Here is a 25,087-nt window from a genome sequence, read left to right on the forward strand (position 1 = left end):
GTTCCAGAGTACGCCATCGACCGCCCGGGCGTGGCGCGCTCACCGGATGCGTGACGCCCTGCACTACCCTGGCCCCGCGCGCACACTATCTTGTCAGGCGGGCGCGTGCCGTGGAACGGGCCTCCACCACTACGCCTTCAGGCAGGAAGAAGCCGACGACGGGCGGATGGGCAACGGCCTTCAGCACCACCTCGGCCGTGGCACTTTCGGGGCTTCCGGTGCCATCGCCGATGGCCAGCCGGTCGAAACGGGAATGGGTGCCGTCCCTGGCCAAATAGGACTCCACGACACCTCGCACCCGTTCGCTTTTCAGTACCGCCGAAGGGGTTCCGGCTCCTCCTGCCACCTCGCCGAGGGCATAGCTGTCGGCGGCGGCGACCGACGCGGCGTCTGCCACGGAAAGCAGCTTCTTGTGCTCGATATACACCGCGGAGGCAGCCGCCACCACAACAGCGAGCAAGAGGGCAATGACCACGTACCCGATGATCAAAACCATCATTTGCCCTTCTTCCCCATCGAGATCCCCGCCGGCATGGGTCCTGGTTCGCCGTCGCCTCATCGGAACCGTCCAACCACCTGGGTTACCGACGCATTCAGGTGCGCGGCATCCAGCTTCAGCGAATCTCCAAACGGCACCATCGGCAGGGGCACTGTGAGTTTGACGGTCACTGTGAAGGTGCCGCCGGACGCGAGACAATCTTCATGGGCGCATGTGACGTCTACCGAAGCCCGCTCGGCCGGATGCCCGTAGTCGGAAAGGGTCAGCATGGCCGCTTGTTCGGCTGCGAGGCGGCTTTGTTGCGGATCGTCGCGCGTCACGTACACCTTTGACGCCTGGTCCGCAGCACCGACCACGGCGAAGGACCCGCCCTGGATCTGCCCGATGGTGACGATGAAATACACAACGGGAACCATCAGGAGCAGCGCGAGGAACGTAAATTCGACGGTAGCGCTTCCTCGTTCGGATGATCGGGCGGCGCACTCACCCTCACTGACGCCGGAGATCGGCAGGCATAGCGCCGCCCGGCACCGCACACGAACGGCACGAGCTGCCGCTTCAGCCCGGGCCCGGAGCTTGACTTGAACTGCATGCTTGGCCCCTGCACCGTCAGTCGAAAACCGCGGCATGTCCTTTCACCTCCAACGCGAAGCCGGCTCCAACCAGCCCGATCACAGGCAAGGGCGCCCTGACCGTGACTTCCAGCATCCTGGTTCCCTGAAAGCCGGCTTCCGACGTCGAAATGTCCCGGGCGAATTCCGGGTTGAGGGCGGCACCGATCAGCTCCGCCGTCCGCGCAGCCGCGTCCTCCGGGGTCCGGTCCGCAAGCGCGCCGTAGCGGGCGCCTGACGACGCCGCGTCGATCAGTGTGTTGCGCACGTGGAGAACCACGGTCAACTGAATGACGGCGAGGAAGAATGCCGTGAGCAGTCCTCCCACGAGGACAAAATCCACCACGGCGGATCCCCGTTCATTGCATCGCGCTGGCCCCGCAGCGCCGCACACCTCACTACCTGCGTGGAACGGCATGGGCTACTTTCCGACCTTACTTATGGCCTGGTTGAAGAGCCCCTCGAGGGCGGGACCCGCGAGAGCCAACAGGCCCGCCACGAGGGCTGCGGACATCAATGTGATCATGACCCAGCCCGGGACGTCGCCCCTTTCCCGATGGTCTTCAGGTGGCGTTCCATTTTGCGCGACTGCCTTGCCCAGTCGACACGATAGCCAGAATTTCATAAACCACAACCAAAGAAAGTTTGACGTCCTTACTCGGACACGGTTGAAATTCTTCATTATTCCCCCAATTTGCGTGTTTTTAGATATCCGCGAACGGATGCCTATTCATTTTCTTTTCATACAATTAAAATGGGTCCTAATGGACGCCATGCAAGAAAATACCCCACTCGAAAGGCGCATTAGAATCCAAGGTCCAAAACCGCCAATCCCGGATAAATGGCAAAGATCACAGTCAGCGGCAGGACGCCGAAAACCAGCGGCACCATCATTCCGATCTCCTTTCGCCCTGCTGACTCCATCAACTCGCGTTTTGCGGAATCCCGAACGTCGGAAGCCTGGGCACGCAATACGTCCGCCAAAGGGGTACCCCGCTCCATCGCTACCACGACACCATCCACAAAACGGCCGAGCGGGCCGAGGTCGGTCCGCCCGGAAAAGTCCTGGAGAGCCTCGACAAGGGGCTTTCCCGATCTCGTGGCGGCCAGGACCAGCGCAAATTCTCCCGCCAGCTCGCCGCGAGCTGTTGCGCAGACGCGGTCGAGGGCACCAACCGGGCTCTCCCCGGCACCGACGGCGAGAGCCATCAGTTCCGCGAGTGCCGGAAACTCCGCCAGCATGTGGCGTTCGCGGCGCTTGATCTGTACTCCGAGGAGATAGTCACGGACAAGGAATGCGGCGATCGTACTCGCGAGCACGGCCGCAACCGCTGGAAACGGGCTGAAGCGTCCGGCTGCGGCACCGAAGATTACAGCGAAGAGGCCGCAGACGAAACCGCCCGCCGCCCAGAGCAGTTGTTCGGCCCGGAAGTCCAACGCTGCCTTGCCGGAACCTGCCCTTGCGAGTCTCTTGTTCAGCGCGGTGATGTCGAAGCTGAACCGCGCCAAATATCGGCGCCCATCCTGAAACACGGGCCGCAAGATACGTTCGAGCGGTCCGAAAGGCGCGATCTCCGAAGGCGATGCCAGCAGCCGGGATTCGACGTTCTGCGATTTGAGCTGCGGCTCGATGCGTTCCGAGAAAGGTATTGCACGCATGAACGGCATACGAATCAACACAAGCCACAGGCCGGCTCCAAGAACCAGCCCGACGAAGGCGGTCATGGCGACAAGCGCGGTCATCGAAGCACCCTCCCGTCCGCGGGAAGGGAACCGATGCGCAGCATTGCCCAATAGGAGATGGCGGAAACCAGGAGTCCGCCGGCGAGGATGGTGACTCCTGTTGGCGAGTTGTAGGCTGCGACGGCTTCCGGCCTGCTGGCGAGGAGGATCAAAACAATCCAGGGGGCTGCTACCGCAAGGCGTGCTGCGTTGATGGTCCACGATTGCCGGGCTTCCAGCTCGCTCCGCGTTCGGGCACTCTCGCGGAGAAAGTCGGCGAGAGTGCCCAATAGTCGGCCAAGGTCGGATCCTCCCACTTCGCGGGTTATCCTCAACGCTTCAATAATCCTGTCGGCTACGGGATCGGCCAACCGTTCCTTCAGCCTGCCAAGGGACGAGTCGAAGTGGCCACCTGCCCGATAGTCGGCAGCGAACTCTCGGAACAGTCCCCGTAATTCAACCGGGCCCTTGTCTCCGAGCTGGATGAGGGCTTCCGGCAGCGAAAGTCCTGCCCGTATGGCCGAGCGCAAGTGGTCAACGATGTCCGGCCACAAACCCCGCAGCGTGGCGGCCCGCCTTCGTGCCCTCCACCTGACGAGAGCCAACGGAAACCAGGTACCGAAGAGTCCGAAGCACCCGGATATCGGGAGTGAAGCAGTCATGATGAAGACCACCAACATGGTGAACAGTCCCAGTCCCAGGCAGGAAGCGATGAAGCCACGGCTGCTCACTTTCTCGATTCCCGCCGTGAGCAGCAGGACTTCCAGGCGCTTCGCTTTTGCTTCCTTCCCGGCAACGGGAGGTTGTTCCCACGTGGACCACCATATGAGGAACATTCCGAGGCCGCAGAGGACTCCGAGCAAGGGCGCCATCAATGCTGCCCTAGAAGTGCGGCGACATCGAAGCCGGCCTTGGAGAACTTCTCCATTGCGGGCATCGAATGTGCTAACGGCTGGAGTTGCCCGTCCTGCATCGCGAAGACGGTCGAGGATTCAATGATGCCGTTTTCCACGCGTCGGCCAAGGGACAAGATTTCCGTGACTTGCCGCCGTCCATCACCGTACCGGCTGCAATGCACTACGAGATCTATGCATGACGCGACCGTCGGGACGACGAAGGCACTGGAGATATTGCCTCCCGCGAGTAGCGGCAATGTGCAGATCTTTGTTACGGCGTCGCGGGCCGAGTTGGCGTGGACCGTGCACATCCCGGGAAGACCGGAATTCAAAGCAATCAGCATGTCGAGGCTTTCAGCTTCGCGGACTTCGCCGATGACGAGGCGATCAGGCCGCATGCGAAGGGCCTCTTTGACGAGCCGCCGTAGTGGAATCTCGCCGTGGCCTTCCAAGTTCGGCTGGCGGCATTGAAGGCCGACGACGTCGCGCAACGGAAACTGAAGCTCAAAAATCTCTTCGACAGTGACAACCCGTTCGCGGGAGCCGATGTTTGCCGCGAGGCAATTGAGCATGGTGGTTTTTCCGGCTTGGGTGGACCCGGAGACAAGGATGTTCAAGCCACTTGCCACCGCGGCTCCGAGGAACCGGGCAGCCTGCGGCGTGAGCGTTCCGAGGTCCACCAAATGTTCGAGCCGGCTCGCCTTGACCACGAATTTGCGGATATTGACGGCCCAATGCCGGCGGGTCACGTCGGGAATGACGACGTGAAGCCGTGAACCATCCGGCAGGGAGGCATCGACGAAGGGGGAAGACAGGTCCAGGCGCCGTCCCGAACTCTTGAGCATCCGTTCCACGAGGTCGCGGACTTGCTGCTCGCTCAGGCTCACGGATGTCAGTTCGGATTCACCGTTGCGCGCAACGTAGACCTCGTTAGGAGCGTTGAGCCAGATTTCCTCGATCGTGGGGTCGTCCAACAGCGGTTGGAGCGCCCCGAATCCAGCAACGGCGTCGAACACATGCTTACGGGCGTTGTCCATGTGCCCCAAGGGCGGCAAGGTCCCCAGCAGGGCACGTTCGTCATAATCGCCGACGGCTGCCTCGACGAGGCGGTGTACCTCGGCGGCCTGGTTGGACGGATCCAATCCGCGCCGGCGGATCAACTCGCGTACTTCATCCTCGACGATGCGCAATGCATCCATCATTCCCCCAATACGACAGGCACCTGGGCGCCGCAAAAATCGTCAATGGGTTTAACGTTAGGTGAGGGTGCTGCAGAGAACCAAGTCATTTTTCGTCCTTGTGGATAACTTTGTGCTCAGCAAGCATTTAGCCAAAGCCCCGAGTTTGCACAGGAACTTCCAAACATCGCTTTGTGGTGGCCCACGCATCGTCCCATCCACGAAATCACCCGGATATTTACCGACTACTCGAGTGTTGTGCGCGGTTAAATACGAGTGTTGACACCCTTTAAACGCGCTCGTACCGTCAGGACATCGGCGGTTACACCGTGCTCCGAAAACAGGCGAATTAGGCCCGTTCCACACGTTGTGCATGCCGGATATTCCAGAATAGTAAAAAAGCCACGATGAGTGCTGGGGAACTCCATTTGTGCGGCGGGCGCGCAGCACTGAAGGTCTCACCAGTCAAGTTGCGGGCGCGACGAACGGACTTGGGATGCAAAACAAGTGGATGGTGGCTTCCCGCAGTGGGCGGGGGCACCCCGATGGAGGCCCGGAGAGGCCTTCGAAAAAGGCGGCTGCCATGGGGGCGGCCGCGCTTCTATTGGCAACGCTTTTCAACGCGGCACTCATAACGCAACCGGCGCAAGCAGCGGGTCCGCTCGTGGTGACGTTGACTTTTGACGATGCCAACGGTGATCAAGTCGCGGCAGCGAACTATTTGAACTCGAAAGGGATGCACGGAACGTTCTTCCTCCCTTCCGGTTACCTGAATGCGCCGACCTACATGACCACGGCCCAGGCGCTTGCCCTCCAATCAGCAGGAAACGAGATTGCCGGACACACGGTCACGCACCCTGACCTTGCCCAAATGGACGCAAACGAAGTCAAACGGCAGATTTGCAATGACCGTGTCAACTTGACGAACATGGGCTTCAGGGTGACGAACTTCGCCTACCCGTTTGCGTCTGCTACCGCCGCGGTTGAGCAAACGGCGGCGGATTGCGGCTACAACAGCGCGCGTGGCCTCGGCGACCTGAAGAGCAAGGCAGCCCCGACCCTGACCGATGTAGCGGAAACGCTGCCGGTACCGACGGCGGACCTCTACTTCACGAAGGCCCCGGACGAGGTGGACAACACCTGGGCTGTGAGTGACATGCAGGCCGTGGTCACGCAGGCCGAAGCCGGTGGCGGCTGGGTCCAGTTGACGTTCCACCACTTTGATTCGACGACGGATCCTCTGACGGTCACCACGGCGAATTTCCAGGCCTATGTGGACTGGCTTGTCACCGAGCAGGCCGCTGGCCGGATCGTGGTCAAGACGGTCAGCCAGGTCATGGCATCGCAATTCCCGGATCCCACGAATCCAAACCTGGACGTAGACAAGCCCCTCGTGAACGGACCTGCGGCACCGCCGCCGATCACGGTCGGGAACCTGATCCAGAACCCGAGCCTGGAAACTGCCGGTCCTGTGGCAAGCGGATTGCCCTACTGCTTTGCCATTGGTTCTTATGGAACGCAGACCTCTACTTTCACCAGCGTCAGCCCGGGCCATACCGGGAACGTCGCCGAACAAATGGTGACGACGGGCTACGTGGACGGCGACGCCAAGCTCTTGCCGACATTGGACCTTGGCCAATGTGCTCCAAGCGCGACGCCGGGCCACACGTACCAAATGTCCGCCTGGTATAAGTCGACCGCCTCGACCCAATTCGAGCTGTATTACAGGACCGGCCTAGGCACATGGACATACTGGACGGCCAGCCCGCTCTTTGCAGCCGCGACGAACTGGACACAAGCGACGTGGACCTCGCCAGCCGTTCCGGCCGGAGCAAGCGCCATCAGCATGGGCCTCAACCTCCTGAGCAACGGCACACTGACTACCGACGACTACGCCCTGTACGACTCGGCCTCGGTGGCGAGCACGTTCAAGTCGATGACTCCCACGCGCCTGCTCGATACCCGAAACAGTGCGGCGGTAGGACCCAACGGCACGGTATCGTTCCAGGTTGGCGGCGTCAGCGGCATCCCTGCCAACGCCTCCGCGGTGACCTTCAACCTGACGGTAGCCAACCCGACGTCGAACGGTTTCGTGACGGCGTATGCGTCTGGCACCACGCCACCTGCCACGTCGAATATCAACTACGCGCCTGGACAGATCGTCCCTAACCTCGTGACTGTGCCAGTGGGTTCGGACGGAAAGGTGACGCTCCTCAACGCATCCGTCAAGGGAAGTGCGCAATTGATCGCGGACGTCTCCGGGTACTATGTTCCGGCGGCTACGAGTTCACCCGGTGAATTCCAACCGATGACGCCAAGCAGGTTCCTCGATACCCGCAACAGTGTCGCGGTAGCTCCACTTGGGACGGTTTCGTTCCAGGTCGGCGGCGTCAGCGGCATCCCGGCCAACGTCTCCGCGGTGACCTTCAACTTCACCGTGGCCAACCCGACGTCGTTCGGTTTCGCCACAGCGTACGCGTCGGGCACCAACCGGCCGAACGCGTCGAACCTGAACTTCGCCAAGGACCAGATCGTGCCGAACAGCGTGACAGTCCCGGTGGGAGCGGACGGTAAGGTCACCCTGTTCAACGGCTCGCCTACGGGAACTGCCCAGTTCATCGCCGACGTCTCCGGCTATTACCTGGGTGGCGGCGCGGCAACCGTCTCGGGCGCCTTCCAGCCGATCAACCCGACGAGGTTCCTCGACACCCGCAACGGAGCCGCTCCGGTGGCACCTAACGGGACCGCATCGTTCCAGGTAGGCGGCGTCAGCGGTGTTCCCGCTACGGTGGGTGGCGTCATCTTCAACCTCACGGTGGCGAACCCGTCGTCGTTCGGATTCGTGACGGCATACCCGTCCGGCGCCGCGGCCGTGCCGAACGCGTCCAACCTGAACTACGCGACAGGCCAGATCGTTCCGAACCTCGTGACGATACCTACCGGTACAAACGGTCAGGTGAGCCTGTTCAATGCGTCAAACGGCACAGCACAACTCATCGCGGATGTCTCGGGTTACTTCATCCCCTGACAGTCCTCATCTGAGGTAAAAACTTCCGCCCTGGACCGCAACCGCGGCCCAGGGCGGAAGTGTTTTTGCGTCCAAGCGGAATGCTGGATTTTTGCGCCCCTCTGGTCACAAAAATCCCATTGACCACATTAGCATCACCTTGCACATGGATGTTATGGTGGGCTTCGGATTTAGCCTTACCAATAGCCAGCCGTCGGTTTTTGTACGGGCGGATTGTTCACGTGCCGCCCCCACCGGGTGCCGGTAATCTCGTGTGGAGCCAAGAATGAAGACCACCAAATTTAATGCCTCTCCCTCCACCATCAGGGCGCGCCGCGTTCGTGATATCGCGATAACCGCGGTTTGCGGGGCAATGGTCCTTCTGTCTTCGGCAACGACGGCGTTGGCGTCACCAACAACCCCTGCGCCGTCCCCCACTGTCCCGGGCCCGACGGCGACTTCCGCGGCAACGCCGTCACCGTCGCCAACAGTGGCGCCTGCTAGCGGACAGCAGACGACGGCGGCACCCACCACCCAGGCGCCGGCAGCACCGACGACACAGGCGCCGACGCCGTCGCCCAGCCCGACGAGCCAGACCGATGAAGAGCGCAAAGCCGTCATGCGCAAGGCCGCCGGACCGGGCGGTGCGCAAATGGGCCAACGCTCACCGCGCGTGCAGGGCCTCCTCACGGCGCAAAGCACCTGGACGCCTCCGTTCGGCATCCAGGGCCTCGACGTCAGCTCCTACCAGCCGTCCGTCGATTGGCAGGGGCAGTGGAACATGGGAGCCCGCTTCGCCTACGTCAAGGCAACTGAGGGCAACTACTACACGAGCCCTACCTACGCATCTCAGTACTCAGGCGCGCGTAGCGTCGGGATGATCCGCGGCGCCTACCACTTCGCGATCCCCAGCTGGTCCTCGGGCGCGGACCAGGCGAACTATTTCGTCCAGAACGGCGGCGGCTGGAGCTCGGACGGGGCAACGATGCCCCCGGTCCTCGACATCGAGTACGCGCCTTCCTACGTGGGAACCAACAGCTGCTACGGGATGTCGCCGTCGGCGATGGTCAGCTGGATCCACAACTTCGGCGACACCGTCCGCTCTCTGACCGGCCGGTATCCCATGATCTATTCGACGACGGACTGGTGGCAGACGTGCACGGGCGACGCGACCGGATTCAGCGACTACCCCCTCTGGATCGCCTCGTACACCACCAACACGGCCATCGGAACGCCAACGAACTGGTCCACATTCAGCGTTTGGCAATACAGCAGCACCGGACCGTTCGCCGGCGATTCGAACGTCTGGAACGGAGACTACGCATCCTTGCAGATGTTCGCTGGAAATCCCGCGAAGGGTTCCTTCGATTCCGTGTCGTTGGTCCGGGACACCACCTCCGCATACCTCAGGGTCACCGGCTGGTCGGTTGACCTCGCCCGGCCATGGGTGTCCACTCCCGTGAATATCTCGGTGACCGATCCCAACAACGCGACGAACACGTATTCCTACACGGCCAACAGCTACCGGCCCGACGTCGACGCTGCCTTCGGCTACGGGCCGGCACACGGTTTTGACAACAACATCCTGATCACCAAATCCGGCACGTACAAGGTGTGCGCCACAGCCGTAAGTATCAACGGGAACGTCGACCTTGGCTGTAAGACCCTCCAGGCCTCCGGCGTCGAGCCACCTATCGGCTCCTTCGATTCGCTGACCCAGGTCCGCACTCCTACCGATGTCTCCCTCCGCGTGACCGGATGGGCCATCGACCGCGCCAACTCCGGCACGGCTTCCTTCGCCGACGCTTACGTCACCGACCCGAGCGGCCAGACGACCGGCTACCGCATCACGGCCAACACCTCACGACCGGACGTCGGAAACGTGACGGGCCTCGGCTCCAACCACGGTTTCGATAAATCAATCAGCCTCAGCAAAGCCGGAAACTACCACGTGTGCATGTACGCCATCGGGCAGTACTACAACACTGCATTGGGCTGCAAAGACATCAGCGTCGGATCAAACCCGCCGCCGAAGGGGTACTACGATTCGATCCGGATCAACCAGGCTCCGGGCGCCGCAAGCCTTGTGGTAACCGGTTGGGCATTTGATCCCACCAACACGGCTGCCAGCATTCCCGTGCACATCTACGTCCAGGCTCCCAACGGATCGAACGTCGGGACGGCCTTCACAGCGAACCAGTCCCGCCCGGACCTGAACAACGCCTTTGGAATTCCCGGAAATCACGGTTTCACGGCATCGCTGCCGCTCAGCACCACGGGTACCTATACGGCGTGCGCCTACGGGATCCCCGTCGCTCCCCTCGCATCCGGCAACACGGCACTTGGTTGCATGACTATCCAAGTGAGCAACACGCCAAGCCCCAACGGGTACCTCGACTCCGTCGGAATAGTCACGGTGTCCGGACAGGCGAACGTGAAGGCAACCGGATGGACCTATGATCCCGCAGTGCCGGGAACGTCTACGCCGGTTCACACCTACGTCACGTACCCGGACGGGACCCGGACGGGCTACGTCTTCACGGCGAACGGCGCACGGCCGGACGTGAACAACGCCTTCAACATCACTGGAAACCACGGTTATTCAACCCTGGTCCCCATCACCCAGCGGGGCCGGTATACGGTCTGCACCTACGGAATCGGGATCGCCCAGTTCAGCTCAGGCAACGTGCTCCTCGGCTGCCAGTCCCTCAACTACTAGGCGCTGTGGCGGATCGATAACCGTCGTCCGCGTCCATCAGGATGCCACGCCTGAATCAAGCCGGTTCCGGCCCACCTGATTCAGGCGTGGGGCGTTTCAACGGTTAGGGTTATCAAGACGCAAGTCTCAGCTATACCTGTAATCGAAAGGACCCCCGGTGCATCATCGGTCGATTCGCCGAGCGACAGGATGCCTTCTGTTGCTCGGCATCAGTTTGGCCGCTTGTGCCAGTCCCCCGGCAAAGCAACAGGACATCCGCGGTGCACTCACCGCGATCGGAAGCCCCATCCAAAGCGATCCGATCGGCTCCTGGGCAAGTGCTTGGCGGAAGACCTACCCCGCGACGTCCTTGAGCTACTCGCCGGATGGATCCGATGTAGGACTCAATGCCTTGGAGACCGGCCAGGCATACTACGCGGCGCTCGACGCACCGCTGACGGCGCAACAGCAAGATTCGACCAAGGCACAATGCGGCCCGGGCGGAGCCTTCAGCGTCCCCACCTCGGTGACCTCCATCGGCGTCGTTTTCAACATGCCGAGCATCAGGAGCCTGAAGCTCTCCCCGGAAGTACTGGCCAAAATCTTCTCCGGCAGCATCAACCGATGGAACGACCCCGCCATCGCCGCAGTCAACCCGGGATCAACGCTGCCTGACTCCCCCATCGTGCCTGTCACCGCCAGCACGGCGTCCGCACTGACCACCGCGAGCACCCGCTACCTCTCGACATCGACAGCTTGGACCAGCGGTGTCACGAACAAATGGACCAAAGTTCCCGGTGGCCAGGAGGTCAAGAATTTCAGCGACGTCGCCAAGAAAGTGGATGACACCGCGGGCGCCATAGCTTTCATGGATTCGGCATCGGGGTCCCGCTTCGACACCGCACTCCTGTCCTTTGGCGGCGGTTTCGTGAGGATGTCCAAAGACTCCGTAGCCGCCGCGGTCCAGGACGGTACCACCAAAACCTCAGGAACCGGCGTCGAATTCCGCCTTCCCGACAAGACTGATCGCGGCTACGCCTTGGGAAACGTGAACTACCAGGCATTCTGCAGCACGTACAAGAACGGGCAGATTGCGTCCCTCGTCAGGTCCTGGGCAGACTTCGTGGTCGGCTCCGACGGGCAGATCGCCTCGACCTACTTTGCAGGCGTCGCCTCGCCAAGCGAAGAATCCTTGCAGGACGCATCACTCCTGATAGACAAGATCGGGAGTGAACAATGATCGAAAAAGCAACAACGCCCGCTACGACAAGCACGGACGCAAGCACAGCCACCGGCACTACATCATCGCAGCCGGTGCCCAGGTCCGGCCGCTTGCGGTCACGGGCCCGGAACGTATCACCCTCCACCAAAGCCGGTTTCGGATTCTTCATCCGGGTCTTCGCGTTGCTGGCGGCTCTGATTACTCTGTGGATCCTCGCCACTCCCCTGATGGCCTATCCGGACGAGCCTTCACACACCATCAAGGCCGCCGCCGTGGCACGAGGCCAGTTCTTCCCGGGCCCGGGCGAGTCCTACGGCAACGGCGTCCACGTGAAAGTACCGTCCTTCATCGCCAATGTCGATTCGCAGCGCTGCTTCGCTTTCGACAAAGGAAAACCAGCAGGCTGCGCGCCGGCCATCCCCCTGGGCGACACCTACACGACCATTGGCGTGACCTCCGCCGGACTGTACAACCCCTTCTACTACTGGTTCGTTGGCCTGCCCAGCTTGTTCATGTCCGGTGCGCCGGCCATCTTTGCCATGCGAATCGTGAGCGGCCTCATGTCCGCGGCGTTCTACGCAGCCGGCTTCACGGCGCTCTCAAGGCTGCGCCATCCCAAGTGGCCCATGGCTGCAGCGGCGATTGCCACAACGCCGATGGTCTTCTTCCTCGCAACGGGTGTCAATCCGAACTCCCTTGAGGTCGCCGCTTCGATGGCAGCGTTCTGCGGTTTGGTATCCGTGCTGGAAAATTCACGGCAATTGCATCTCGCCCGGCCGGGGATCCTTGCCGTCGGCATCTCGGCCGCCACCTTGGCCAATACAAGGAACGTTTCCCTGTTGTGGCTTTTGTGCGGCGCGATCGTCGCGTGTCTCTTCTTCCGAGGCGCCGACATTCTCGCGATCTTCCGCAATCGCCTCCTGCTCATCGTCGCGGGGCTGTCCGCCATCGGGGTGGCGCTCGGTGTCATCTGGAATTTCGTCATGCTGGCGGCGCCTCCGTCAGCTGGCGAAGCGCCCGCGGGCATATCCAACGCTGTGGAAGGCCTTCGCCCTACCAACGCTTTCGTGACCATGTTGGACAGGTCCTTCGATTTCGTGAACCAGTACATCGGCGTCGCGGGTTGGCTCGACGCTCCCGTTCCGCAGGCGGTCCTGATTTTCTGGAACATGTTGCTCATGGCCCTCGTGCTGTTGGTCTTCCTCATGCGGCCGGCACGATTGCAGCTCGGTTTCTGGGCGGCCATCGGAATGCTCGCGGTGGTGCCTGCCGCGGTGCAGGCGGCACTCGTGACCAGCAGCGGTTTCATCTGGCAAGGACGGTACAGCCTGCCCCTGTTCACCATCGCGGTGATTTCGGCCGGTTTGGCCCTTCGCTTCCGGAAGTTCCACTCGAGCCTCATCAGCCGGAGGCTCACCAAGATCCTTCTGTGGGCTACGTGTGCCGCCCACGTATATGGCTTTGTTTACATCCTGCGCCGCTACGTTGTGGGCATTCCGGATTTCGCGAACTGGCTGGTGATGTTCACCAAGCCCGACTGGCAGCCGCCGCTGTCATGGGAAGTCCTGACCGTGCTATTCGCGATTACCCTCGTCATTGCCGCGGCCCAGCTGTACCGGTTCTTGTACCCCGGGCTGCCGTTCCTCCCAAGCAGTGCCAGCCGGGCGCTTCGCTGGGTAACGCGTCGGCCGGCGGCGACGGCAACTGTCGCCGAACCGCTGCGGCGGCAGGACGCCGTCGAGCGCCAGGGTGTCCAGTAACAACACCTATCAAAACAAGTAAAGGGTCCGGCCAGGCAATGCCTGGCCGGACCCTTTTGCTTGCAGCTACCCGGAATGTGGAAGCTAGCTGCGCAAGTACGCGGCCAACCTGTCGGAGCTGTTTGCAGGGGTAAACCCTGTGCCTTTGATCTTGCCCAAATCGAGGAAACTGTTCAGGGGCCGCGGTGCCGCTTCCTTGCCGGCGAAATACTCCTCCGTGCTCACGCCGGTGACGTCTTCACGCGACGCGCCGCAAAGTTTGTAAACGTCCCCAGCGATGTCCGCCCACGACTGCGCCTCGCCGTCGTTGCTGAGGTTGTAGACGCCGTAGGCCGCGCCAGACTCGAGCAGGTGCTTGATTCCCGCCGCGATGTCTTCGGTGAAGCTGAGCCGGCCGATCTGGTCGTTGACGACGCTCGGCTTGATTCCGCGATCGGCCAACGAGGCCATGGTGCGGACGAAGTTGTTGCCTTCGCCGATCACCCAGCTGGTGCGCACGATGTAATGCCGCGGGACCACACTCACCACGGCGTCGCCTGCGGCCTTGGTCTGGCCGTACACTCCGAGCGGTGTGAAGGCTTCATCTTCGCCGTGCGTCCCGGCGGTTCCGTCGAAAACGTAGTCCGAGGAAACATGGACCAGGGTCAGGTCGTACTCGACGGCCGTTTTGGCCAAGCGTGCAACCGCGGCGACGTTGGCGTCCCAGGCGGCCTTGCGGCCCTCCGGAGTCTCGGCGGTATCGACGGCGGTGTAGGCAGCCGCGTTGATGATCGTCGAGTAGTTCTTCCAGTTGCGGCCGGTGAACGATTCTTCCTTCGACAAGTCGAAGTCGTCCCGAGCGGCGAACTCAACGGAAGTGTCGCCGTCGTACAGTTCACGCAGCGCCTTGCCGAGCTGCCCGTTGGCACCCACCACAAGTACCTTCTTCGACGGCATCGGCGTGACGTTGGCCAAGCGCGGATGGGCTTTGTCCTTGTCTGACAACTCAGCCTGTGCCAAAGGAACCGGCCACGGGATTGCGGCGGTTTCGTCCGCGAGGTTCAGGAAGGTGTATTGGCTCTGGGCGTCCGCCGACCAGTGGTCATTCACCAAGTAAGTGTATGCAGTGTTGTCCTCCAGCGTCTGGAACGCATTGCCCACGCCGCGCGGAATGAAGATCGCCTGGCTCGGATCCAGCTCAGCGGTGAACACTGCGCCAAAGGACGGGCCCTCCCGGAGGTCGACCCAGGCGCCGAAGATCCGGCCGGTGGCCACCGAGATGAATTTGTCCCAGGGTTCGGCGTGGATCCCGCGGGTGGTGCCCGCCTTCTCGTTGAAGGAAATGTTGTTCTGGACCGGCCGGAAGTCCGGCAGTCCGAGCGACACCATTTTCTCCCGCTGCCAGTTTTCCTTGAACCAGCCGCGGTTGTCGCCGTGTACGGGCAAGTCGTAGAGAACGACGCCGGGAATGGGGGTTTCGTGGGCAGCGAGCGGCTTCGAAAACTCGATCGTCATCGTCTACTGGCCCTGTTCCTTGTACTTGGCCTCGGTGGCGGCCTTCTGCGGGCGCCACCACGACTCGTTGTCCCGGTACCAGGCAATGGTCGCTTCGATGCCGGCATCGAAGTTCGAGTATTCGGGCTGCCAGCCGAGCTCGTTGCGCAGCTTGGTGGAATCGATCGCGTACCGGAGGTCATGGCCGGGCCGGTCAACCACGTGGTCGTAAGCATCCGGCGACTCGCCCATGTGCTTGAGGATGAGTTCGACGACGTCCTTGTTGTTCTTTTCGCCGTCCGCACCGATCAGGTAGGTCTCGCCGATGCGGCCCTTTTCGATGATCGCGAGGACCGCGGAGGAGTGGTCGTTCGCGTGGATCCAGTCACGGACGTTTTCGCCCTTGCCGTAGAGCTTGGGACGGATGCCGTCGATAATGTTGGTGATCTGGCGCGGAATGAACTTCTCGACGTGTTGGTACGGGCCGTAGTTGTTCGAGCAATTGCTGATGGTGGCCTGCAGTCCGAAGGACCGGACCCAAGCGCGGACCAGCAAGTCCGAACCCGCCTTGGTGGACGAGTACGGGCTGGAAGGGTTGTACGGCGTGGACTCCGTGAAGCGCTCGGGATCGTCCAGTTCGAGGTCGCCGTACACCTCGTCCGTGGAGATGTGGTGGAACCTCTTGCCGTGTTTGCGGGCCGCTTCGATGAGGGTGTACGTCCCGATGATGTTGGTGTCCAGGAAGGGACGGGGATCATGCAGGGAGTTGTCATTGTGCGATTCGGCCGCGTAGTGCACCACGACGTCGCAATCTGCCACCAGCTGGTCAACCAGCCCGGCATCTGCAATATCGCCTTGGACGAACCGGAACCTGTCTTCAGGCAAACCGCTCAAGGATTCCAGGTTGCCGGCGTAGGTGAGTTTGTCGAGAACCGTGACGCTGTCCTCGGTCCGCTCAAGGACGTAGTGGACAAAATTCGAACCGATGAAGCCGGCGCCGCCGGTGACAAGGAGTTTCTGCATGAGAACAGCCTACCGAACACGGCGCTTCGGACACTCAAGACCGCCGGCGTACCCGACGCAGGGCTTCGACCATGAGGCGGAGGATCATGACCCGTGCCTTCACGATTTTTGACAGGGAACGCCAACCGGCCGGGGTCTGGTTCGAGTCGTGCAAACGGCGCAGCACCGTGGATTCGTCGAGGTGGCGGATCGACCCCGCCATGTTGCCGCATATTGCGAGCCAGAGGTCGTGGGATTCGTTGACGTAGCCCGGGATCGGCACGAAGTACTTCAGGGCGTCCCGCCGGATTCCCATCGCGCAACCGTAGTAAGCGCGGTATCCGATCAGGACCGCAAACAGGTTCGCCACGTGCTTGCGGGAGTCGGAGGCCTTAAGCCGCGGAATCCATGGCCTCGGGCCGCCGCCGAGGACATCGAAGTTGCCGGCCACGACCTTGTTGTCAGCGAGTGCAGCCAGCATGAGGTCGACCCGGCCGGGAATCCACACGTCGTCCTGGTCCGAGAGCATGATGAATTCGCCCCGGCTCAGTCCGATAGCGTGCTCGAAAGTCCGGACGTAGCCCTTGTTGACCTCCGCGGGGACAAACCGCAGCCTAGGATCCGTAATACCTTTGACGACCTCGGCTGTGTTGTCCGGAGACGCGTCGTCGACGACAACCAATTCATCGTCCGGCCCGAGATCCCGAAGAATCGAGTCGATCTGTTCTTCGATGTAAAGGGATCCCTTGTAGGCCGCCAAGCAGACACTTACGCGGATTGCCTGCCCGTCCGGCGTCGTCGAATCGTTCATGGACTCCACTCTAGGCGAGTTGCCGGAAGGCCAGCGGACAGGCGCCATCGCGTATCATCGTAAGGTCACGCCGTCGAGCAATAGGACTTTCCCCAGTAATGAAACCCGTGTTGCTTCGACTCGCTGGATTCACGCTGCTCCCCCTTTTGGCGCTGGTTTTGCCCTTCCTCCTGCTGCCCATCATTTCCCGCGTCGTCGGCGCGGCCGGCTGGTCCAGCATCACGTCGGGGCAGGCCATCGGAGTGTTTGCCGCCACCATCATCCTGTGGAGCTGGAACATTTCGGGCCCGGTATCGATTGCACGGAGCAGTTCGCCGCAACAACGCGCAAGCATCTATTCGAAAAGCATGCGGATGCGCCTGGTCATTGCCGCGGTAGTCCTTCCGCTCATGAGCCTTGTGGTCGCGCTGGTTGCCCACGACGGCTATCGCCTCGACGCCGTCACCATGGCTTGGTCCACCGCACTCACCGGTTTTTCGCCGGCGTGGTTCGGGATTGGAACCGGCCAACCGAGGATTTTGGCGGTCTACGATACCTTTCCGCGTTTCTGCGGGGCCCTCTTGAGCGTTCCGCTCATCGTCGCGACCAACCAAGTGTGGATCTACGGGGTCTTCGCGCTGATCGCGACGATCGTCGCATCCATCGCGTTCCACAAGCGATTCGGCGAAGCCGGCACCTGGTTCCCGCGGCATCCCGGAACGGCGGTCCGGGAGATTGTCCCTGAGGCCGGGACGGCGGCAATCAACTTCACGGGAAGTGCCTACGCTTCCTCGCCGGTCCCGATTGCGACCGCCACAGTTCCCGTAGCTACCGCCACGGCGGGATTCGCTTCCGCGGACAGCATCTACCGCTTCGGCCTGTTCAGCGTGGTTGCGGTCGGAAACACGTTCCAGAGTTGGACGCTGGAAGGAAACGCGGAAGATGCCCGACGGCGGCACGCGGTTGCGCTGTTGACGCACCTGGCGCTCGGGGCGGCCGGCGCGCTTGGACTCGGTTTCCTGGGACCGTGGGCATCCACCATCCTGTTCAGCGAAGTGAACAAGGCCGACACGATCACATCCGTCTTCTACGGCTTGTCCTTCTTCTTCCTCTCGGCTTCCACGCCGTTGATCAGGAACCTCCTCATTCCCGCGGGCCACCAGAAGACCGTTCTGACGTGGACCGGCCTCTCGGCCGCGGTAGGCGTCGCCTTCATGGTGGTGGCGGGCTTGGGCTCAAATGTGCCCGGCGTTGCCTTGGGGATGGCCATCAGCGAGGCCTTGCTCTTCTTCGGCCTGCTGCTCCCGGCCGCCCGGTTGCTTCCCGCCAAGGCGCTTCCGGTTACTGTGGACAGGTAGGATCGTCTCCGTGATTGAAAGTCCCCAACGCCGAACCGCAGCGGTGATCGCTGCGTTCAACCCCGACGACGAACTGCTCACCAACGCCGCGGCCATCGCCGCCCAGGTCGGCCAGCTCGTCGTCGTCGATGACGGCAGCACGTCTCCGACGGCCGCCCCGATCTTCGATCACCTCACCGAGGCCGGGGTCGAGGTCCTCCGGCTGGACCAGAACTCCGGGATAGCTGCCGCGTTGAACCGTGGAATCGAGGAACTCGGAGCCACCACACGTCCTGAATTCGTGCTCACCTTCGATCAGGACTCGCTGCCGGTCCCGGACTATGTTTCGCGCGCCCTCGCAACCTTCGACGACGCAACTGCGCAGGGGAAGAAAGTCGGCTTCGTGAGCGCCGAGTCTTTCAGCGGACACCGGGTTCCGGTTCTTGGAACGGCCAATGGCTTGAACGAGGCCTTCGACCCCATGCAGTCCGGGTTCTTCATTCCGATGTCCACCCTCGCGGATGTCGGTGATTTCGAGGCGGGCTTCTTCATCGATTGCGTCGACTCCGAGTTCACTGCCCGCGTGCGGGCCGCCGGTTACAGCATCCTTATCGGAGCCGGCTGCGAAGTCGGCCATCGCCTCGGTGCACGCCTCCCTGCGAAGATGCTCGGGCGGCCAGTCCGGCTCCGCGGCAACGACTTGTCCTTCAACTACTACTCGCCGTTCCGGATGTACTACATCATGCGCAACGGGACCACGCTCGTGCGCAGGTACTGGCGTCGCAATCCCGTGTGGGTGATCAGGCGCCTTGTGGAAGACGCAAAAGCCCAACTCCTCCGCTTCGCGTTCAGCCCGGACCGGCGGTACCTCGCGATCGCCGCTTGGGAGGGGCTGGTTGACTCGTGCCGGGGCCGGCAGGGGCGCATCAGCCAGGATCTCCTGAACCGCATCCAGCCACGATGACTTATAGGAGAACTTTGGAAAATCTTGACTCAACCCGGGTCCTGGTCATCATGCCGGCGTGGAATGAAGCCGAATCCGTGGGCGATACCGTACGGGAAGTCCTCGGCGTCGGCCGGCCCTATGACGTCCTCGTGGTCAACGACGGCTCGACCGACGCCACTGCGGAACTTGCGTCCGAGGCGGGCGCCACCGTACTGAACCTTCCCTTCAACCTCGGCGTCGGCGGCGCCATGCGTGCGGGCTTCAAGTATGCCCAGCGCCACGGCTACCGCCGCGTGATCCAGGTGGATGCCGACGGCCAACATGATCCCCGGAACATCAGCGAAGTCCTGGCCGGCCTGGAACACGCGGATATCTCCATCGGCGCCAGGTTCGCGGAAAAGGGCGAGTACAAGGTCAGCGGCCCCCGGAAATGGGCCATGCAGCTCCTTGCGAAGGTCATTTCCGGCCTTGCAAAGACACGCTTGACGGACGTCACCTCGGGGTTCCGGGCAGCGAACGACCGTGCCATCAGCCAATACCTCGACCACTACCCCGCCGAATACCTTGGCGACACCATCGACTCGTTGGTAGTGGCCATCCGTTCAGGGTGCAAAGTGACGCAGATCCCCGTGGCGATGCGGCCCCGCCAAGGCGGAACGCCGAGCCATAACCCGGCGAAGGCGGCGATCTACCTTGGCCGGTCCACGTTCGCGCTGCTTTTCGCCCTCACCCGTAAGAGGTCAACCATTCCATCCGTTTCATCGTCGGCCCAGGGAGCGTCCTAGTGGGAAACCTAGCTGCCTTCCTCCTCGCCTTGGCGATCGTGGGAATCGTCTTCGAAATGTTGCGCCGCAAGAAGTTGCGCGAGAAGTACGCAGCCCTGTGGCTCGTCGTCGGAACCGGAACACTGGTGCTCGCCGCATTCCCGCGGCTGCTCAACATTGTTGCCGAACTCGTCGGTGTCCAGCTTCCTTCGAACCTGCTGTTCATCATCAGCATCTTGCTGCTGCTGGGCGTATGCCTGCATTTGTCGTGGGAAATCTCCGTGGTTGAAGATGAGACGCGGACGTTGGCCGAAGAAGTCGCAATCATGCGCGCCCAGCTCGAGCGGCTGCAGGACAACGCATCGCCACGCTTGAAAGGCTCCGAAGACGAGTCTTCGACTCCCTCCAGCCCGAAGTAAGGAACCGAATGGCCCTGGATATCTTCATCCCCTATTGGGGGGATCCTGATTACATGCGGCAGGCCGTCGACAGTGTGCTGGCCCAGGATTCGGACGATTGGCTCCTGACCGTCGTGGACGACGCCTATCCGGGCGACGAAGTGCGCCGGTACGTCGAGGGACTCAACGATTCCCGGGTCACGTATATCCGCAAGGAAACCAACCAAGGCATCACCGAGAACTTCAGGACCTGCGTCTCCTTGGCGACACAGGACATCTTGGTGGTCATGGGTTGCGACGACGTGCTCCTGCCGAATTTTGTCAGTGTGGCCCTTCGCGCGCACCGGGCGTTTCCGGAAGCGTGGATCATCCAGCCTGGCGTCGAAATCATCGATGAGGCCGGGGAACCCGCACGTCCCGTTGTCGACCTTGTAAAGCAGCACCTCGTGAAACCGCGCGGCTCCCAAGCGAGGGTGGTCGGCGGAGAGAAACTGGCCGTCAGTTTGCTTCACGGCGACTGGCTCTATTGGCCGTCGCTGGTATTCCGCCGGGACAAAATCACGAACTTCGATTTCCGCGATGGACTCCATGTCATCCAAGACCTCGGGTTGATCATCGACATGGTGCTCGCCGGTGCCGGGCTGCTCATTGAGCCGGAAGTCAGCTTCGCGTACCGCAGGCACACTGGCAGCGCGTCATCAAAAAAACTGCTGGACGGCTCCCGATTCGCGGGAGAGCGCGGATACTTCGAACTTGCCGCGGGTCTTTGCCTCGAGAAGGGGTGGAAAAAGGCGGCGCGCGCCGCGGGATTGCGGCTGACGTCCCGTGCCCACGCCCTCTTCCTCCTACCCAGCGCCGCGATCCATGGCGGCCCGGGCGCCTTCCGTTCGCTCCTTCGGCACACCATCGGAAAATAGGGAAACTACGTGCACGCCGATAAAGAATCGCCGACGAAGCTGGAGCGGGTTGCCGCCGTCGTCACTGCCTTTCGTCCAACGCCGCATTTGCTCGACAACGTCACCTCCTTGCTTCGGCAACTCACCACAGTGGTAGTGGTCGACGACGGCAGCGGTCCCGGTTTCGACGCCATCTTCGACGCCGTGACGGGCGCCGGGGGCAAGGTGCTGCGACTCGAATGCAACGCGGGAATCGCCTCGGCCCTGAACGCGGGAATCGACCTGGCGCGTAGCAGCACGCCGGTTGATTACATCGTCACGGTCGACCAGGACTCACTTCTGACCGCTGAGTACGTTCAACGCCTCGTCGAAGCAGCCGGCGCCGCCGAATCGGCCGGCGTGACCCCGGGACTTGTCTCACCGGCGCGAATCCATGGGAATCCCGTCAAGACGGCCGGTTCCAAATCAGGAATCCAGTTGGGCCGGGAACCGATTCAATCCGGACTCCTGATCCCTGTTTCCACGCTTGATGCGATCGGGAACTTCTGGGACGGACTCTTCATTGACCTCGTGGACACGGAGTACTATTTCCGTGCCCTCGATGCCGGCCTCCCCACAGTCCTCGCGGATGCGGAATTCGACCATTCCCTCGGGACCTTGGTGGACGCGGACATTTTGGGGAAGGGCATCTCGTTTGGAGACCGTCCGATGAAAGTCCGAATTGCCGCATCGTGGCGCTACTACTACATCTTCCGGAACCGGATTCTTGTCAGCAGGCGGTACGTCAAAAAACATCCTGGATGGGTCGCCGCCGGAGTCCTCCTGGACATGCGCCACCTGCTGTTCGTGACGACGCTGGCTCCCGGCCGCGCGGCCAGGCTGCGCTCGGCACTCAGGGGAACCGTCGACGGGTTTCGCGGAAAGAGCGGGAAATCACACACCGCATAGGCAGTGCTTCCAGGGGGCTTGACACAGTTCATTGGTTTTGCTGCGGACTGGCGCGTAAGGAATGATGTAAACCATGCGTGGAATCATTCTTGCCGGTGGTACCGGCTCCCGACTGCATCCGATTACTCACGGCATCAGCAAGCAACTGGTCCCGGTATATGACAAGCCGATGATCTACTACCCGCTCTCCACGCTCATCTTGGCCGGAATCCGCGACATCCTCGTGATCACCACGCCCCACGACGCGGAACAGTTCCAAAGGCTCCTTGGCGATGGATCCCAATTCGGTGTGAGCATTACCTATGTCCAGCAGCCCTCCCCGGATGGACTCGCACAGGCGTTCATCCTCGGCGAAGACCACATTGGCGATGACACTGTGGCCCTTGTCCTTGGCGACAACATCTTCTACGGCCAAGGGATGGGAACTCAGTTGAGGAAGCACGCCAACATCGATGGCGGCGCTGTCTTCGGCTATTGGGTGAAAGACCCCAAAGCCTACGGGGTGGTCGAATTCGATGAAGACGGCAAAGCGATCTCGCTGGAGGAAAAGCCCGCGCATCCGAAATCGCACTACGCGGTTCCGGGCCTCTATTTCTATGACAACGACGTCGTGGATATCGCAAAGAACCTGAAGCCTTCGGCCCGCGGTGAACTCGAAATCACCGACATCAACCGAACCTACCTGGACAAGGGAAAGCTCCACGTCGAAATCCTCCCCCGCGGCACCGCCTGGCTCGATACCGGAACTTTCAACGACCTGAACGATGCATCGAATTTCATCCGCACGGTGGAAAACCGCCAGGGCCTGAAAATCGGCGCTCCCGAGGAAATCGCTTGGCGTCAAGGTTTCCTCACCGACGACGAACTTCGCGAGCGTGCCGATCCCTTGGTCAAGAGCGGTTACGGAGCATACCTCCACGGCCTGCTGGAAGACTAGTCCCCGCCCGTGTGGTGGTCTGTACTGCCGCAAGTAGTCGGCGCTGCCTTTTTGCTGGTTTTGCCCGGCCTGCTTGTCTCGCTGGGATTGCGCTACCGCGGGTTTGACGCCCTGGCGCTGTCTCCCGCGTTGTCGGTAGGCGTGATCGTCATAGCGTCAACCCTCAGTCCATTCGTCAACGTCCGGTTCAACGTTCTGCCCGTAGCGGTAGTCGCCGTAGTGCTGGCCGCAGTCGCCTGGTTCGCATCGAGGTCGCGGCGCGGCAACGCCACGGTGTTCAAGCCCGGAACGTGGGTCCGGATCGTCCCGTTCGCCGCTGCCGCGCTTGCTTTGATCGTGATCAGCGCACGGGTCATTCAAACCATCGGCGATCCGGAGCATTTCTCCCAAACGTACGACGCCGTGTTCCACCTGAATTCGGTCAAGTACGCCCTTGATACCGGGAACGCTTCTTCGCTGACCATTGGAAACATGACAGGTGGCGGGTTTTATCCTGCCGGCTGGAATGCCGTGGCCACTTTGGTTGCAACGACTTTTGGCTTGGACGTGCCGGTTGCGGTGAATGTCACGAGCATTGTCATCGCAGCCGTCTTTTGGCCGCTGAGTTGCCTCCTGCTGGCACGGTGGGTGGTCGGGCGTTCCCCGGCCGCAACGATTTCCGCCGGCATTGCCTGCGCCTCCTTGGGGGCCTTCCCCCTCCTGATGATGGATTTTGGCGTCCTGTACCCGAATCTCCTGTCAATCAGCGTTCTGCCGGGCTCCATTGCCCTGGCCGCGGCCATCACCCGGGTCTCCCCCGGCTGGGTTCCCAGGGACCTTCCCTCGTGGCTTGCGCTGGCCCTGAGCTTGTCAGGCCTCGTCGTCGCGCATCCTACGACGTTCATGGCGTGGCTGACCTGGACGGCTCCGATGACGGCAGTCCTTGCTTGGAAAATCATCAAGCAACGCCGCATGAATGCCCAGCGCCTTGCAAAGCCCCTTGCCGCGTTTATCGCATACGGCTTGGTTTTCCTCGCTCTTTGGATCGTTCTCCGGCCACCGTCCGACGCATCGTTCTGGGGTCCGTACCATACGGTCCCGCAGTCCTTGGGCGAAGCGATCGTTTTCTCGCCGCTGGACTCGCCGCCCGCATGGCTCGTTGCGCCGGTTGCACTCGTCGGTGTGTGGGCCTGCGTGAAGTCCTTCCGCTACCGGTGGGTTGGAGGGGTCTTCCTCATCTTCACCGTCCTATTCGTCGTGGTTTCCGGATTCCCGATCTCCAGGCTGAGAAACCTGCTGACCGGCGTTTGGTACAACGACAGCTTCCGCATCGCGGCCCTCCTCCCTGTGGTCGCGGTCGTGCTGGCGGCTGTGGGCGTCGAATGGATCTGCCACAAATCCGGCTTCTTCGGGAAGGTTCGCAAGAGCTTCGCTTCCCGGTCTGCCGGGTCCGCGGTACGCCCTGCGCTCCGTCTGCCGGTTCGAGCTGCGGCACTGGTCGTCATCGTTGCCGCAGCCGTCTACCTCGGTCAACTGGGAGCTGTGGACAAGGAAGCTGAACAGGCCTCTTCCAAATACGCGATTGCGGCAGGTTCTCCCTTGGTATCGTCGGACGAGCTTGCCGTCTTCAAGAGGCTCCACAACGACGTTCCCCAGGACGCCGTGCTGATCGGCAACCCCTACACCGGTGCATCGCTCTCGTACGCGCTGGGTGATCGCAAGTCAGCGCAGCTGCACATCCTAAGCTACGTATCTCCCGGCCTCCAGGAGATTTATGACCATCTCGGAGCCGTTTCCCAAGATCCGGCGGTGTGCAAAGCCGTCAAGAGCGAGCACGCCTACTACGTCCTGGACTTCGGGCTGCTGGAGGTCCACGGCGGCAACCACACCCCGGCCGGCCTGATGCACCTGGACCAAAATCCGGGAGTCAAGCTGATCGACAGCCAGGGAAGCGCGAAGGTCTACCAAATCACGGCTTGCGGGGCGGGTTGATCCGTTCCGGTGGGTCACCGGGTACGGTGACC

22 protein-coding genes are annotated in these 25,087 nt (G+C 61.9%); 12 read left to right on the top strand and 10 right to left on the bottom strand.

Annotation, left to right across the window (positions count from 1 at the left end; all coding sequences use genetic code 11):
- Positions 1-85 precede the first annotated feature (85 nt).
- The 7 genes from ABCW42_RS13995 to ABCW42_RS14025 form a co-directional block, all read right to left on the bottom strand.
- On the bottom strand, positions 86-499 hold the full coding sequence (locus tag ABCW42_RS13995; RefSeq protein ID WP_423181788.1) for a pilus assembly protein TadG-related protein: 414 nt from the start codon (positions 497-499) through the stop codon (positions 86-88).
- A 56-nt stretch (positions 500-555) separates the two neighbouring features.
- Positions 556-1,128: a hypothetical protein gene (locus ABCW42_RS14000; protein WP_423181789.1), complete on the bottom strand. Its 573-nt coding sequence runs from the start codon at positions 1,126-1,128 to the stop codon at positions 556-558.
- Entirely contained in the window at positions 1,109-1,528 is a 420-nt protein-coding gene (locus ABCW42_RS14005; RefSeq protein ID WP_423181790.1) for a TadE/TadG family type IV pilus assembly protein, read from the bottom strand. Before ABCW42_RS14005 ends, ABCW42_RS14000 begins: the two co-directional genes overlap by 20 nt.
- A gap of 3 nt (positions 1,529-1,531) precedes the next feature.
- Entirely contained in the window at positions 1,532-1,735 is a 204-nt protein-coding gene (locus ABCW42_RS14010; protein WP_423181791.1) for a hypothetical protein, read from the bottom strand.
- Positions 1,736-1,914: 179 nt separating this feature from the next.
- Entirely contained in the window at positions 1,915-2,853 is a 939-nt protein-coding gene (locus tag ABCW42_RS14015) for a type II secretion system F family protein (protein ID WP_423181792.1), read from the bottom strand.
- Positions 2,850-3,704, bottom strand: a complete 855-nt coding sequence (locus ABCW42_RS14020; protein ID WP_423181793.1) for a type II secretion system F family protein — start codon at positions 3,702-3,704, stop codon at positions 2,850-2,852. Before ABCW42_RS14020 ends, ABCW42_RS14015 begins: the two co-directional genes overlap by 4 nt.
- Positions 3,704-4,927: a CpaF family protein gene (locus tag ABCW42_RS14025; RefSeq protein ID WP_423184901.1), complete on the bottom strand. Its 1,224-nt coding sequence runs from the start codon at positions 4,925-4,927 to the stop codon at positions 3,704-3,706. The genes ABCW42_RS14020 and ABCW42_RS14025 overlap by 1 nt, the downstream gene beginning before the upstream one ends.
- A 562-nt stretch (positions 4,928-5,489) precedes the next feature.
- On the opposite strand from ABCW42_RS14025, the gene ABCW42_RS14030 reads away from it, so the two are divergent.
- The 4 genes from ABCW42_RS14030 (at position 5,490) to ABCW42_RS14045 (ending at position 13,593) form a co-directional block, all read left to right on the top strand.
- Entirely contained in the window at positions 5,490-7,934 is a 2,445-nt protein-coding gene (locus ABCW42_RS14030) for a polysaccharide deacetylase family protein (RefSeq protein WP_423181794.1), read from the top strand.
- A 265-nt stretch (positions 7,935-8,199) separates the two neighbouring features.
- Positions 8,200-10,632, top strand: a complete 2,433-nt coding sequence (locus tag ABCW42_RS14035) for a lysozyme (protein ID WP_423181795.1) — start codon at positions 8,200-8,202, stop codon at positions 10,630-10,632.
- Between the two features lie 199 nt (positions 10,633-10,831).
- Positions 10,832-11,851 (top strand): substrate-binding domain-containing protein, encoded by a 1,020-nt coding sequence (locus tag ABCW42_RS14040; protein WP_423181796.1) that lies wholly within the window; start codon positions 10,832-10,834, stop codon positions 11,849-11,851.
- On the top strand, positions 11,848-13,593 hold the full coding sequence (locus ABCW42_RS14045; RefSeq protein ID WP_423181797.1) for a DUF2142 domain-containing protein: 1,746 nt from the start codon (positions 11,848-11,850) through the stop codon (positions 13,591-13,593). The genes ABCW42_RS14040 and ABCW42_RS14045 overlap by 4 nt, the downstream gene beginning before the upstream one ends.
- 84 nt (positions 13,594-13,677) lie before the next feature.
- On the opposite strand, the gene ABCW42_RS14050 is transcribed toward ABCW42_RS14045, so the two are convergent.
- From ABCW42_RS14050 to ABCW42_RS14060, 3 genes are read right to left on the bottom strand one after another with little or no spacing between them, the layout of a single operon-like run.
- Complete coding sequence (locus tag ABCW42_RS14050) at positions 13,678-15,087, bottom strand: sugar nucleotide-binding protein (RefSeq protein WP_423181798.1); 1,410 nt, start codon at positions 15,085-15,087, stop codon at positions 13,678-13,680.
- Positions 15,088-15,090: 3 nt separating this feature from the next.
- Positions 15,091-16,089: a dTDP-glucose 4,6-dehydratase gene (rfbB, locus tag ABCW42_RS14055; protein ID WP_423181799.1), complete on the bottom strand. Its 999-nt coding sequence runs from the start codon at positions 16,087-16,089 to the stop codon at positions 15,091-15,093.
- Positions 16,090-16,123: 34 nt separating this feature from the next.
- Positions 16,124-16,879 carry a glycosyltransferase gene (locus ABCW42_RS14060; protein WP_423181800.1) on the bottom strand — a complete coding sequence of 252 codons (756 nt, stop codon included), beginning with the start codon at positions 16,877-16,879 and terminating at the stop codon, positions 16,124-16,126.
- A 98-nt stretch (positions 16,880-16,977) separates the two neighbouring features.
- Between ABCW42_RS14060 and ABCW42_RS14065 the strand changes: the two genes are divergently transcribed.
- The 8 genes from ABCW42_RS14065 (at position 16,978) to ABCW42_RS14100 (ending at position 25,055) form a co-directional block, all read left to right on the top strand.
- Complete coding sequence (locus ABCW42_RS14065) at positions 16,978-18,216, top strand: polysaccharide biosynthesis protein (RefSeq protein ID WP_423181801.1); 1,239 nt, start codon at positions 16,978-16,980, stop codon at positions 18,214-18,216.
- A 10-nt stretch (positions 18,217-18,226) separates the two neighbouring features.
- Positions 18,227-19,159 carry a glycosyltransferase gene (locus ABCW42_RS14070; protein WP_423181802.1) on the top strand — a complete coding sequence of 311 codons (933 nt, stop codon included), beginning with the start codon at positions 18,227-18,229 and terminating at the stop codon, positions 19,157-19,159.
- Positions 19,160-19,209: 50 nt separating this feature from the next.
- Entirely contained in the window at positions 19,210-19,926 is a 717-nt protein-coding gene (locus tag ABCW42_RS14075; RefSeq protein ID WP_423184902.1) for a glycosyltransferase family 2 protein, read from the top strand.
- Positions 19,926-20,324 carry a DUF2304 domain-containing protein gene (locus ABCW42_RS14080; protein ID WP_423181803.1) on the top strand — a complete coding sequence of 133 codons (399 nt, stop codon included), beginning with the start codon at positions 19,926-19,928 and terminating at the stop codon, positions 20,322-20,324. Before ABCW42_RS14075 ends, ABCW42_RS14080 begins: the two co-directional genes overlap by 1 nt.
- Positions 20,325-20,332: 8 nt before the next feature.
- Positions 20,333-21,220, top strand: coding sequence for a glycosyltransferase (locus tag ABCW42_RS14085; RefSeq protein ID WP_423181804.1), 888 nt, complete (start codon positions 20,333-20,335; stop codon positions 21,218-21,220).
- A gap of 9 nt (positions 21,221-21,229) precedes the next feature.
- A complete protein-coding gene (locus ABCW42_RS14090; protein WP_423181805.1) occupies positions 21,230-22,147 on the top strand; it encodes a glycosyltransferase in 918 nt (305 codons plus the stop codon).
- Positions 22,148-22,220: 73 nt separating this feature from the next.
- Positions 22,221-23,084, top strand: a complete 864-nt coding sequence (rfbA, locus tag ABCW42_RS14095) for a glucose-1-phosphate thymidylyltransferase RfbA (protein WP_423181806.1) — start codon at positions 22,221-22,223, stop codon at positions 23,082-23,084.
- 9 nt (positions 23,085-23,093) lie between these two features.
- Positions 23,094-25,055: a DUF6541 family protein gene (locus ABCW42_RS14100; RefSeq protein WP_423181807.1), complete on the top strand. Its 1,962-nt coding sequence runs from the start codon at positions 23,094-23,096 to the stop codon at positions 25,053-25,055.
- The last annotated feature ends 32 nt before the right edge of the window (positions 25,056-25,087 follow it).

Origin of the sequence: Arthrobacter sp. NyZ413, from assembly GCF_049390645.1 — a bacterium.
GTDB lineage: Bacteria > Actinomycetota > Actinomycetes > Actinomycetales > Micrococcaceae > Arthrobacter.